This window comes from Acinetobacter sp. SM34, from assembly GCF_022012365.1.
GTDB lineage: Bacteria > Pseudomonadota > Gammaproteobacteria > Pseudomonadales > Moraxellaceae > Acinetobacter.
The window spans coordinates 1-13,030 of record NZ_JAKLTP010000020.1 but is presented as its reverse complement, the minus strand read 5'-3'; the positions used below and the strand labels follow the sequence as shown (position 1 = coordinate 13,030).

The following is a 13,030-nucleotide window of genomic DNA, read 5'->3' as shown; positions in this document are numbered from 1 at the left end:
TTTAGTATAAAAAGAAAATTATAGTGATTTTCTAAGAGAAATAAGAATAAGGTACATCATGAAAAAAAGGACTTTTATTTTATCTACACTCACGCTTTTGAGTTTTTCCAGTTTGGCGCAGGCAAAACAAAATATCTGTGTATTTGACCTGTTAGGTAAAGCAGGTGAGTCCTATAAATTAATTGAAGAATGGGCTTTGGCCAGTAAAAACTGGGGTGCTGAGGTCAATCTAATGCCGTATCAAGATGAAGCAAAAATAGAAAAAGATTTTAAAGCCGGTGTTTGCGATGCTTTTTACATGACCTCAATGCGTGCCCGTGCCTATAACAAATTTGCCGGTTCAATTGATGCATTAGGTGGTGTTCCCAGTAATCAGATTGCACAAAAAGCCATTTCTTTTGTGCTGGATAAACGCAATAAAAAACGGCTTATCAGTACCATTGGCAATGAAAAATATGAGGTAGCAGGGATTGGGCAAATTGGAACTGCCTATCTTTTTGTACGTGATAAATCAATTAACTCTATAGAGAAGACAAAAGGTAAAAAGTTTGCCATTCTGCATTACGATCAGGCGCAAAAAATTACTGTACAGCGTATTGGTGCAGTACCGGTTATGGCCGATATTTCTAATTTTGTGAAAAAATTCAACAATGGTGAAGTCGACATGATTGCTGCACCTGCCTATGCCTTTAAGCCGCTAGAAATTTATAAGGGTTTAGGCTCTACAGGGGCAATGATTAATTTTCCAGTGGTCAACGTGACTGCAGATCTGGTCATTCGTCCGGAGAAATTTCCTGAAGGTTTTGCAGAGCAGTCGCGTAGCTGGTTTGTACAGTTATTACCGAAAAGTTTTGCCATGGTACGGCGTCTGGAAGCAGGTATTCCTGCAAAATATAAAATAAATTTAACCAAGGAAGATCATGACAAGTATCAAAAATTACTACGGGATGGACGTTTAGATCTGACTAAACAAGGCATTTACGAACCAACCATGATGAGCGTACTTAAAAAAGCCCGTTGTACAGTGGAGCGCACCAACTTTGAGTGTTCATTAAGTGGTGAATAAATCGATTGTTGTGTGTTAATTTGTAAAATAGCTCAAATTTCATAAGTTATACGTAAAAAACGTTATTGAATAAGACTATGATTTTTAATATGAATATCGAAAAATAAAAACCAATTGGCATTTGAGTTGTAATTAATTGGAGTAAATGCTCTATTTTTTTAGAATGAACTTGCTTAATATTTGTGGCGTGAACGGATACTCGTCAAACAACAAGATTCCAAAAGGACAGAAATAATGAAAAAAACAATTTTTGCATTCGCTACATTGGCTGCTGTAGGCCTAGCGAGTACAGCGCAAGCCGCTAAAGTCGATGTATGTGTATTCGATTTACTGGGTAAATCGGGTGAATCTTTTCAAATGGCTCAGGAATGGGCGCTAGCTGCCAAAGGATGGGGCGCGGAAATTAATCTTATTCCACGTCAAGACGAAGCAGTGGCTGATAATGACTTTAAAGCAGGCAAATGTGACGGCGTGTTTATGACTGCAATGCGTGCCCGTCAATATAACAAATTTGTAGGTTCTATTGATGCTTTGGGTGGTGCACCAAGTAATGCTATTGCTCAGCGTGCCATCACTTTTGCTTTGGATAAACGTAATGCACCGAAGATGGTCAGTAATTTAAGCGGTAAAAAATATGAAGTTGCCGGGATTGCACCTTTAGGTTCCGCATTTATTTTTGTGCGTGATAAAAATATTAACTCGATAGAAAAAGCGGCAGGCAAAAAATTTGCTGTGTTGGGTTATGACGATGCACAAAAAATTATGGTACAACGCGTGGGTGCACAAGCGGTGATTTCTGACGTATCTAACTTTGTCGCTAAATTCAATAATGGTCAGGTCGATATGGTGGGTGCACCTGCCTATGCTTATAAACCTTTAGAAATTTATAAAGGTTTAGGTTCAAATGGCGCGATGTTCAATTTCCCGGTACTTCAGGTGACTGCAGATTTTGTTATCCGTCCAGATCAATTCCCTGCAGATTTTGGTCAAAAATCACGTGATTGGTTTGTGAAAAACTTACCAAAAAGTTTTGCCATGATTAATCGCCTGGAAGCCACCATTCCAGCCAAGTTTAAATTGAACTTAACTGCAGAAGATAAAACCAAATATCAAAAATTATTGCGTGAAGGCCGTATGGATATGACCAAGCGTGGTATTTATGATTCAGGCATGATGGGCGTTTTGAAAAAGGCACGCTGTTCTGTCGATAAAGCCAATTTTGAATGTTCACTTGGCGGTGAATAACTTTGATTTTAAAAAAGAAAGCCTAGATTTAATCTAGGCTTTTTTGTCGCTTGGATTTTGTCATTTTTGCCATTGTGGTCAGTAAAAAAAGGCGTAATCTTAAAAAATAACAGCAAAATTTTATCAGTCCAATAAAACAACAAGTCTTAAGGACTGGTGATGGATGATGAATAAAAAAGCAAAAACAATTCAATCTCCGATTGAATAAAATAATGAAACAAGGAAGAAAAAAATCATGATGCCATCGTCTAAAACACTGCTGCTTGGTTTGGGTTTGTGTGCCGTAACCAGTGTTACTCAAGCCAAACAAGTAATTTGCGTATTTGATTTAGTCGGTAAAAGTGGTGATGTTTTCGCCCTGATGAAAGATTATCAATTGGCCGCCAAAAATTGGGGTGCAGATATTGAATTACGCGTGGGACAAAACGAAGCTGTCATCGCTGAAGATTTTAAAGCCGGCAAGTGTGATGGGATTAGTGTGACCGGTATGCGTGGTCGTCAGTTTAATGAGTTTACCGGGTCTCTTGATGCAATTGGTGCAATTCCTGATTTAAAACTGGCTGTAAAAGTGATGCAGGGTTTAGCCAATCCGACTTTTGCCAAACATATGGTGCATGGCAAATATGAAGTGGTGGGTGTTATTCCGGTAGGCGATGCTTTTTTAATGGTGAATGATCGTCGCATTAATACTGTAGCCAAAGCGGCAGGTAAAAAAATTGCAGTGCTGGATTATGATGAAGCACAAAAAATTATGGTTCAGCAAGTTGGGGCACAGGCTGTCAGTGCAGATGTCACCAATTTTGGCGCGAAATTTAACAATGGTCAGGTCGATATTATTGGTGCACCTGCTGCCGTGTTTAAACCTTTAGAACTCTATAAGGGTTTAGGAAATAAGGGCGCGATTGTGAATTATCCTATTTTACAGGTGACCGGTAATGTAATTATCCGTCCCGATAAATTTCCGGCAGGGTATGGGCAAAAATCACGTGAATGGGTGAAAAGCCAGTTACCGCGTGCCTTTGGTATTTTAGGCAAAATGAAAGCTGATATCCCGCAAAAATATTGGATGCAAATTCCTGAAGTAGATAAGTCTGGCTATCAAAAGCTCATGCGCGAGTCGCGAGTCGATTTAACCAAACGTGGGGTTTATGATAAACGGATGATGAAATTACTGTGGCAATTCCGTTGTAAGGAAGATCCGAAGAATTTTGAATGTAGCCTGCAGGATGAAAACTACAAACAATCTTGAGAAAAATAGTCTGATTTAACTTTAAATCTGCAAATACTGACCATATATTGGGTATGCTATACTTGATATATGGTCTTTTATATTTCAAGACACCTGAATTGAACAGAGGAATCCGACATGAATGCCCAAGCTCTGGTGCTGACCGACAATGCTGCGAATAAAGTACGCCAATTGCGTGATAGCGAAGGCAACCAAGAATTAATGTTACGCGTTTATGTTACAGGTGGTGGTTGTTCTGGTTTCTCTTATGGCTTTAACTTTGCTGAAAGCATGAATGAAGATGATGCTGAATTTGTCAATGGCGACGTGAAAATGCTGGTCGATTCACTGAGCTATCAATATCTTGTCGGTTCAGAAGTGGATTATGTAGAAGGTTTGGAAGGTTCACGTTTTATCGTGCATAACCCTAATGCAACAACAACTTGTGGTTGTGGTTCATCTTTCTCGATTTAAGCAAATTTAAAAAAAGCCCTCCTTTTTTGGAGGGCTTTTTATTGCCAGTCAGTAGGCGGAACTGCCATTTTAAACTGGTAAAATGATTAAGCTTCTAGTTTTGCCGCTTCTAAAATATCAAAAATAACGGTAGTCACATCTTGGCTTAAATCACGGTTATTAAAAATTTCATAAGCACTAATGGTGATATCGGTATCACTTGGAAGTAAGCGTTGTTCTTCTTCAATCAGATCCTGAATAGGTAACAGCGTCTGTTTGACTTGTAAATGTAGAATATCTTTGAATTCTATATTTTCATCTTCAAGTTCAATTAGTTGCTCATTGAAATAAGGCAACAGAATGGAATGGAGATAAGGCTGAATCTCAATAATATCAAAAATTTCAATATCACGAGTTTGTTCAATCGTACTGATGTGATCATTTACTTCAATAACAATATGGTAGTAACTCACATGCATCTCCAGAGATTTTCTGTTGTCATTTCGGGTATTACAATAACATGAAATCAGCTTTATTACCGCTGTATTGCGAGGCATATGCTTATAAAAAGTAAGGGCTTTTTTCATTGTATCGCGGTCATGCTTTAACGCGCTTGTAATAAGGCAATATCTGCGGTGGATAATTTGAAGTTTTGCAGATTTTGCTCTTTCATGAGCGGGTACATCAGTGCTTGAGGATCTTGATTATGTTTGAGTTCGAGTGCATGGCCAAATTCATGTGCCAGAGTTAAACGTAAATCATCTTGCGATTCAAATTCATAAATATTAATTTGTTGGCCATTAAACGAGCCTTTATCAAATAATCGCGGCTGAAAACGCTGATTAAAGCTTTGTACCGAGCTATCAATCTGTTGATTAAGCTGATTAAGTTCATCAACCTGAAAATTGAGTTGCTGAATTTTTTGGTTGTAAATATTAATTTCTTGTTGCAGTACAAAGATTTGCTGTTGTAATTGACTTTGTTGCTGGGTCATCTGCTCGCGTTGTGCAGCCGGGATTCCGCCATTTTGATTAATGATAGCAATATGCTGATTATATTTATTTAATTGTGCATCAAGTTGTTTTTTTTTCATTTCCAGCTCAGCATTGTTTCGGTCTAGTTCATCTTTAAAATGTTTCAGTTGTTGATTTTTATTGGACCACAATTGCTGGCTTTGTTGAATCTGCCCTAATTGCTGCCGGCGCTGCACCGATTCATCTTGGCGTTGGTCATAAATTAAATGAATGCTTAGCCGGGCCTGCGGATCATAGACAAAATAATCTTGGCCTGTGCCATCTTTCCAAATATCAGTGGCTTGTTGGCTAATCTGTTTTAACTCATGTTCAGTAAGACCAAAACGCGAATCCACTTCAGCAATCCGGTAACGTAGACGTGTATCGAAAGGATGCTGAATCCGATCCAACAGCTTGTTGTAGCGAATTTGAGGATGATTTCGGGTTTGATAGGTCATGCCAGATAGAAAGATGAGCAAAAGACCCAGTAGCACTAAGCGCATAAAAGCTTAAAGATATTTGTTTTTCTATACTGTATAACAATTGGACAAAAATAAGAATAAAAAAACCGCGCTTTCGTGCGGTCTTTTTCTTTACTCTTTCGAGTACAGTTAAAGCGACAAAGTATTTTTTGTCATGCTTAACTTCAGGAAATTTAGCATCTTAAGCTTTATTTTTTTTGTTTTTTAAACTGATCAATTTGTTTTGGCAAATTAGAATGATAGACCAAGATTAGACCTAAAAAATTGAATAAAAAAATAATAAGTTCAATTAAATATTTAACATTGTAGGAATTTTCATTTTGATGATTGAAAGCATATAAATTCACTTCATATTTATACACCTGGAAAATAATATAGCTGATTAATCCCAAGCCCAATAATATAAAGCCTTTTCCATAAGGGTAGCGCTGAGGTATCGATAACATCAGCAACACTATTGCTGAAATTAAAAAACCAAGAGCAAAGGCAGCCTCTATACCTAAAGCTTGCAAATAATTAAATGGGGAAAGAAAAACACTAGAGGGCAGTACGATAAACAGATTACCCATCGGGTAGAGCATCATAATTGCAAAGCTAGAAGCAATGAGTAGAAGTTTAATAAAATTTTGCATATTTTTATTTTTCAGTGATTTATATAATTATATAGTAGTTAAAATCCATCCTGTTGCCTATAAGATCACCAAAAAAAGACCGCACAAAGTGCGGTCTTTTTTTCAAAGCGACAAATTATTTTTTGTCATCTTTTACTTCAGTGAACTCAGCATCAACTACGCCGTCATCCGCTTTTTGTTGTTGACCAGCAGCATCACCTTGGAATGCATTTGGATCAAAACCTTGCGCACCACCTTGAGCACCTTGCGCTGCTTCATAAGCACGTTGGCTAATCGGCATGATGATGTTTTGAAGTGCTTCAGTTTTCGCCTTGATGTCATCAACATCATTCTCTTTGGTTGCAGCTTCAAGCTCTGAAACCGCAGTTTCAATTGCAGTTTTTTCGTCTGCAGTCACTTGTTCGCCAAGATCTTTCACTGCTTTTTGCGCGCTAGAAACAAGTGCATCTGCTTCGTTACGTGCTTTAGCCAGTTCTTCGAACTTACGGTCTTCTTCAGCATTCGCTTCAGCATCTTTAATCATTGCTTCAATTTCAGCATCGCTCAAACCTGAGTTTGCTTTAATTTGAATGGATTGTTCTTTACCAGTGCTCTTGTCTTTTGCAGATACTTTCAAGATACCGTCAGCGTTGATGTCGAATGATACTTCAATTTGTGGCACACCACGTGGAGCAGGTGGAATGTCGCCCAATTGGAAGTTACCCAACAATTTGTTTTGTTGAGCCATTTTACGTTCACCTTGGTAAACTGAAATGTCTACAGCAGGTTGGTTGTCAGCAGCAGTAGAGAACACTTGAGATTTCTTCGCAGGAATCGTGGTGTTTTTCTCGATGATTGCTGTTAACACGCCACCCATAGTCTCAATACCTAGAGTCAATGGAGTTACGTCAAGTAAAAGTACGTCAGTTTTGTCACCAGACAATACCGCACCTTGAATCGCAGCACCCATTGCTACAGCTTCGTCCGGATTCACGTCTTTACGTGGTTCGCGACCGAAGAATTCTTGTACTTTTTGTTGTACAAGTGGCATACGAGACTGACCACCAACCAGAATTACATCAGAGATCTCTGAAGTTGAAAGACCGGCATCTTTAAGCGCAATACGGCAAGGCTCAATCGTACGAGCAACTAAATCAGCAACCAAACCTTCAAGTTTCGAGCGAGTTACGTTGATCACTAAGTGTTTAGGACCAGTCGCATCAGCAGTGATGTATGGAAGGTTGATTTCAGTTGCGTTAGAAGAAGAAAGCTCGATTTTTGCTTTTTCCGCAGCTTCTTTCAAACGTTGTAACGCAAGTGGATCTTGTTTCAAGTTCACGCTTTGCTCTTTCTTGAATTCTTCAACCAAGTATTCAATTAACGCGTTATCGAAGTCTTCACCACCCAGGAAGGTATCACCGTTAGTAGATAACACTTCAATTTGTTGGTCGCCGTCCAAGTCAGCAATTTCGATGATTGATACGTCAAAAGTACCACCACCCAAGTCGTAAACCGCGATTTTACGGTCGCCTTCTTTTTTGTCCATACCGAACGCAAGAGCCGCAGCAGTTGGTTCGTTGATGATACGTTTAACATCAAGACCGGCAATTTTACCTGCATCTTTAGTTGCTTGACGTTGTGCATCGTTGAAGTATGCAGGAACGGTAATCACTGCTTCAGTAACTGTTTCACCTAGGTAATCTTCTGCAGTTTTTTTCATCTTTTTCAAGATTTCAGCAGAAACTTGTTGTGGTGCCAATTTTTTATCGTTTACATCTACCCAAGCATCGCCATTGTCCGCTTGAATGATTTTATAAGGTACTAAACCGATATCTTTTTGTACCGCTTGGTCTTGGTATTTACGACCGATCAAACGTTTGATCGCGAATAAGGTGTTTTTAGGGTTAGTTACTGCTTGACGTTTAGCAGATTGACCCACCAGAATTTCACCATCTTTATAGGCAATAATAGATGGAGTTGTACGAGCGCCTTCAGCGTTGTCGATGACTTTAACTTTGTCGCCTTCAAGTACTGCAACACAAGAGTTTGTTGTACCTAAGTCAATACCAATGATTTTAGCCATTTGGATGCTTCCTCAAAATTATTTTTTGCAATGTTTTTTGCTTGTTATCCGATATGAGAGCCATTCAAAATTTTTCAAGTTCTTTCAATGAAAAAAATGGAAAAACTCCCGAATTTCTTTGTCTTATTGACCCACTAAGACCATAGCTGGACGGAGTAAACGGTTCGACAAGGTATAACCTTTTTGCAATACCGTACCGATTTCACCGGCTTTAGCATCGGGTGCAATACCGACTGCCTGATGCAAATCTGCATTGAAACCGTTGCTCATATTGACTTCTACAACGTTAAATTTTTCCAGTGTATTAAGCAGGGATTTCAGCGTCAGTTCCACGCCTTCAAGTAATGGAGACTCAATACCTCCAGCAGCTTGAATGGCACGTTCTAAATTATCTACAGAGTCGAGTAACTCTTTCGCAAATTTTTCAATCACTGTTTCTTTATGCTTTTCAGCATCACGTTGAATACGTTCTACACTTTTTTGTGCTTCATAGACCGCATTGGCTGTACGTGCTTTTTCAAGTTTTAAACTTTCTTCCAGCTTGGTGATTTGATTTTGTAAATCTTCAACTGAAACTTCGGCTTGCTCTGTTTCAGCTTGAGTTTCTACTGTTTGCTGCTCAGCTTGCTCTTGCCCTAGATCTTGAGCATCTTGATTTTGCTCAGTTGCCATAGATTTACTCCGTTTGAATGGGTTTTTAAACATGTCAGTCCTTTTGGCTTCAGTGCTAACCGCGTTAATCCTGAACTGCCATGAGTGATAATATTCATGATTAATACAAGAGTTCGGGGCAGACGGTAAAAATTCAAGCGAGACAACTAATTAAATATGTTTAATTTGATTAAAATTATTAAAAAGTATTATTTTTTCTAAAAATAGAGTGCAAAATTGTGATGCGATCGCTGGTGAATACTGGAATTTATCCTTGGTTAAGCCGAGCAGTTCAGATTTACCCATATTGCGCAGCTGATCGTCTTGTCTACATATACTATTTATAAGGTAGTAAGCGAACGGCTCAAAACGAAGTAGTAAAAAGCTTGGATAAAGTAGAGATATACAAAGGTCAGGGGAAATCATGACCAAATGGAAATCCTGAATGTATAGCTTAGACTTAAAAACGATCAATATTGAATAAATAATATATTTCACAAAAATGCTTCAGATGCTTATTATTTAACCCAGATTCTATCGCTGTAGTTTCTTCTTGGTATTTAAGAAATGTGTTTTCTAAGCTTATCCAACCTCCGGATAAGCTTTTTTTTGCCTTAAATTAAATAACTTACCGAAACTGATCTCATGCTTTGATTGCGCAATGGCATTTCTCTCATTTTTTAAATAAAAACCCTCAGAGATAAAAGAAGATTTGAATTGGGTTGATTCTTTGAATAAAAAATAGGTTGAGCTATTCAACATTTTGACTTGGTCATTTATATAAATAATGCCCTTTTTAGAAAGGGCATTATGAGAAGAAATAATTTAATGGTCGCGACGATGATGTTGCTGTCGATTGGTCTCTCGACGACGGTCATCCCAGCGTTTTTCTTGTGCTTGACGTTGCTGTTGTACTCTAGGGTTAGGCTGTACATTCGCTCTATTGCGCTGCTGTTCTAAACGCTGCCGGTCAATTTCATGGTTTTTACGATCCCAGTCAGACGGACTTTTATGATTCTGTTCAGCCACTCTTTTACGTTGTTCTAATAAACGCTGTTGTTCACGTCTTCTGCGTTCCCAATCCGATTGTTGTTGCCGGTTCTGTTCCCATTGGCGATGCTCAAGCTCACGTTTTCTACGCTCTAGTTCCAAGCGGTTTTGTTGCTGTTGATATTCCCAGCGTTGACGGTCTCGCTCACGAGCATAGCGATCATCATAATTTGTGCCATAACCCCGATCATAACGAGGGTCATAGCGATCATCATAACGGCCATCGTCATAGCCACCATTCTCCGGAAATGCGACACATCCCACCGCTAAAAATGTTGTTGCTAATGAGAGCATGATCAGTCTTTTAGCCATAACATTTATCCTTCTTGTGGTAAGGAGTAGCAAAACACTCCCAAATATACGTGGAAATTGTCAATGACAAGGTATAAAAAGAAGATTAGCGTATGAATGTTTTTACTGTGTATACAGATGACTAGACTTATATAAGATTATGGTCACCTATTGGCTTGATCATGTAGAAAATGTGAAGATTAAAATAAAAGGAAGGTGCGTTTATGGTTGCTTTTAATCGAACTCTACAGGCTGTGTTAGAAAAAGGACAAGGCACAGCTGCACGCACCTTGGATCGCTTGCCTCGCTTTGCACAAAAATCTCTAGTTAAAATTTTAAGATATCCTCATCAATATCCTGAGCTTGATCCACTCGTGCAGTGCATGATGGCGGCCCAGTTAAAGCGGGGAAATAGTGGTTTTGTCACTGAAGATCTTATTCAAGCCCGTAAAAGTTTTGATCTGCAAATACAGTCTATCAAGAGTAAACCTACACCGGTGAAACGGGTCGAAGATTTACGTTTACCTTTACACAGTGGCACCATCTTTGCGCGGCATTACAATCCAGCTCCCAGTAAAAAGCTGCCGATGGTAGTGTTTTACCATGGCGGTGCTTTTGTGATGGGAAGTCTGGATTCACATGATGAAGTGTGCCGTTTACTTGCTGTGCATGCCAAAGTACAGGTCCTGAGCGTAGATTATCCTTTGGCACCTGAAAACAGTCCAATGAAAATGATCCAGACCTGTGAAGATGCGCTGGCATGGGTATATCAAAACCGAAGACAGCTGAAAATCTTAAAGAATAGAATCTCGGTAGCAGGGGATAGTGCCGGCGGTAATATCTCTGCGGTGGTTGCACAGCGCAGTACCCATAAAATATATGCACCGCAAGCGCAGTTACTACTTTATCCGGCTGTAGATTTTAAAAGCCGTCATCCATCTTTTTATGCTTATAAAGACGGCTTGGTGCTTACCGGGGAAGATGTTGATTTTGTGACGCACTATTATGCAAATACCCATCAGGTTGAACTGGATGATCCACTCATTTCACCTACTTATGGTAAGCATGAAAAATTAGCGCCTGCATTTGTGGTTACTGCCGGTCATGATGTATTACATGATGAAGGGGAAATTTATGCTTACAAGTTACGCCATCGTGGGGTAAAGGTGCATTATCAGGAGTATCCCGATCAGGCCCATGGTTTTGTCAATCTAACGCCTATTTCTTATCGGGCTAAAAAATATTTTATTGAAATCAGTAAAAATTATAGAAAGTTTTGGGATAAACACGCTTAATTTTTTAAGTCGGGTATTGATCTGGGAAAAAGTGTTTCACGTGAAACACTTTTTTTATTTTTTCTCAATTTGGGCTTTAGGTAAGGTGAGGCTAAATTCTGGCACATAAAAGCTGTGTAAATAGCGGGCTTGAGAAAAATCAGGGAAAATGCCCTGAGTGTTTTTCCAGCTGGCTTGTTTTAATTTACTCAGTTTGCCGCGAAATTGTGGCGTGAATTGATAACGTAAACCTTGCCAGGCTTGTTGAATGTTGAGCAGCCGTGCTGGCAAATGATGACTATTAATATAAAAAGTTTGACTATGTTTATATTTCTGCAAGCACAAACTCATTTCTTGCTGTTCAAAGTACACATTGCAATACACCACATCATCATTGATCAGCCATTCAAATTGGGCCAGCTGTTTTGGAATTCCCCAAAAATGTTGACCATTGAGCATAGAAGCTTTGGTAGAAACATAAATTTTAGGAATGGAAGATAAGCGTCTTTTACTTATTAAAGGATGATCCAAGATCAGCAATTCATCATACGGGCCCACAGGAGAATCATGATAACGCACCAATATGACCTGTACCACGCGACCAATCGGAGAAGGCGCAATATAAAAAGCCCGATGCTGATCAATAAAGTTTGGCGTTAGCCAGTAATTCAAAATAAACGCGTCACCATGTAAATGCCAGGGTGGATAAAGAGGAAAAGAAGTCGTGTTTAATTCGTCACTCATTGTAATTCTCGTTTTATCTCAAAAAGAGAGACTGTTATATTTATATTGAAAGATTAATATATAGACATTCACAATTACAACTTAACGTAGAAGAGTAAAGAAATGTTAAAACAAACCTTATTCGCTATCGCTGCTGCTGGTATGAGTTTGCAAGTGATGGCTGCAAATACCCTGGTAGAAATGAAAACTTCAATGGGTAATATAGAAATAGAGCTGTTTAACGATAAGGCTCCTATTTCGGCAAAGAATTTCGAAGCTTATATAAAAGATAACTTTTATAACGGCACTGTTTTTCACCGCGTCATTCCTGGCTTTATGATTCAGGGTGGGGGAATGGATGCCAACATGGTCGAGAAGCAGACTAAAGCACCAATTCAGAATGAATCTTATAATGGTTTAAAGAATGCGCGTGGCACTTTGGCCATGGCTCGAACCAACAATCCTAATTCTGCAACCAGCCAATTCTTTATTAATACAGTAGACAATGACTTTTTAAACAGAAGCCAGATGAATGCGGGTTATGCGGTGTTTGGTAAAGTGACTAAAGGTATGGATGTGGTTGATAAAATCACTCAAGTACCAACGGCAAACTTTGGAATGCATCAAAATGTACCAAAACAAGCAGTGAAAATTGTCAGTGTGAGCATTAAAGCAGCAGCTGAGAAAAAGTAAGAAAAAAATAAAGCAGAAATATTTTATTCATATTTCTGCTTTAAAATTAAATATTTATATTTAAAATAGAATAAAAACGATCCAATATGGTGCGCAAAAATACAACACTCAATAAAACAATCAGTTAAAAGCACTTGCACGGGTACGAAATTGCCCTATAATGAGCT

At 38.8% G+C, this 13,030-nt stretch carries 13 protein-coding genes; 6 read left to right on the top strand and 7 right to left on the bottom strand.

The features are described from left to right. The first annotated feature begins 58 nt into the window (after positions 1-58). From LZZ98_RS14455 to erpA, 4 genes are all read left to right on the top strand, one after another. A complete protein-coding gene (locus LZZ98_RS14455) occupies positions 59-1,066 on the top strand; it encodes a putative solute-binding protein (protein ID WP_237788452.1) in 1,008 nt (335 codons plus the stop codon). Positions 1,067-1,300: 234 nt separating this feature from the next. Then, entirely contained in the window at positions 1,301-2,311 is a 1,011-nt protein-coding gene (locus LZZ98_RS14450; protein WP_237788451.1) for a putative solute-binding protein, read from the top strand. A gap of 238 nt (positions 2,312-2,549) precedes the next feature. Beyond that, the gene (locus LZZ98_RS14445) at positions 2,550-3,560 is read left to right on the top strand and encodes a putative solute-binding protein (protein ID WP_237788478.1); all 1,011 of its coding nucleotides are present in this window, start codon (positions 2,550-2,552) and stop codon (positions 3,558-3,560) included. 117 nt (positions 3,561-3,677) lie between these two features. Further along, positions 3,678-4,013 (top strand): iron-sulfur cluster insertion protein ErpA, encoded by a 336-nt coding sequence (erpA, locus tag LZZ98_RS14440; protein ID WP_086176706.1) that lies wholly within the window; start codon positions 3,678-3,680, stop codon positions 4,011-4,013. Positions 4,014-4,099: 86 nt separating this feature from the next. On the opposite strand, the gene LZZ98_RS14435 is transcribed toward erpA, so the two are convergent. The 6 genes from LZZ98_RS14435 to LZZ98_RS14410 all read right to left on the bottom strand — a co-directional run bounded on the left by LZZ98_RS14435 (position 4,100) and on the right by LZZ98_RS14410 (position 10,194). After that, positions 4,100-4,477, bottom strand: coding sequence for a hypothetical protein (locus tag LZZ98_RS14435; protein WP_237788477.1), 378 nt, complete (start codon positions 4,475-4,477; stop codon positions 4,100-4,102). A 119-nt stretch (positions 4,478-4,596) separates the two neighbouring features. After that, on the bottom strand, positions 4,597-5,508 hold the full coding sequence (locus LZZ98_RS14430; protein WP_237788450.1) for a matrixin family metalloprotease: 912 nt from the start codon (positions 5,506-5,508) through the stop codon (positions 4,597-4,599). A gap of 167 nt (positions 5,509-5,675) precedes the next feature. Then, complete coding sequence (locus LZZ98_RS14425; RefSeq protein WP_237788449.1) at positions 5,676-6,119, bottom strand: hypothetical protein; 444 nt, start codon at positions 6,117-6,119, stop codon at positions 5,676-5,678. A 115-nt stretch (positions 6,120-6,234) separates the two neighbouring features. Next, positions 6,235-8,181 carry a molecular chaperone DnaK gene (dnaK, locus tag LZZ98_RS14420; protein WP_237788448.1) on the bottom strand — a complete coding sequence of 649 codons (1,947 nt, stop codon included), beginning with the start codon at positions 8,179-8,181 and terminating at the stop codon, positions 6,235-6,237. Between the two features lie 123 nt (positions 8,182-8,304). Further along, the gene (grpE, locus tag LZZ98_RS14415) at positions 8,305-8,853 is read right to left on the bottom strand and encodes a nucleotide exchange factor GrpE (RefSeq protein ID WP_237788447.1); all 549 of its coding nucleotides are present in this window, start codon (positions 8,851-8,853) and stop codon (positions 8,305-8,307) included. Positions 8,854-9,657: 804 nt separating this feature from the next. Beyond that, on the bottom strand, positions 9,658-10,194 hold the full coding sequence (locus tag LZZ98_RS14410) for a hypothetical protein (RefSeq protein WP_237788446.1): 537 nt from the start codon (positions 10,192-10,194) through the stop codon (positions 9,658-9,660). Positions 10,195-10,397: 203 nt separating this feature from the next. Here LZZ98_RS14410 and LZZ98_RS14405 point away from each other — a divergent pair, with 203 nt between their 5' ends. Further along, complete coding sequence (locus LZZ98_RS14405) at positions 10,398-11,468, top strand: alpha/beta hydrolase (RefSeq protein WP_237788445.1); 1,071 nt, start codon at positions 10,398-10,400, stop codon at positions 11,466-11,468. A 54-nt stretch (positions 11,469-11,522) separates the two neighbouring features. Here LZZ98_RS14405 and LZZ98_RS14400 read toward each other — a convergent pair whose 3' ends face one another. Then, on the bottom strand, positions 11,523-12,191 hold the full coding sequence (locus tag LZZ98_RS14400; protein WP_237788444.1) for an acetoacetate decarboxylase family protein: 669 nt from the start codon (positions 12,189-12,191) through the stop codon (positions 11,523-11,525). 102 nt (positions 12,192-12,293) lie between these two features. On the opposite strand from LZZ98_RS14400, the gene LZZ98_RS14395 reads away from it, so the two are divergent. Then, positions 12,294-12,863, top strand: a complete 570-nt coding sequence (locus tag LZZ98_RS14395) for a peptidylprolyl isomerase (RefSeq protein ID WP_330848259.1) — start codon at positions 12,294-12,296, stop codon at positions 12,861-12,863. Positions 12,864-13,030 lie beyond the last annotated feature (167 nt).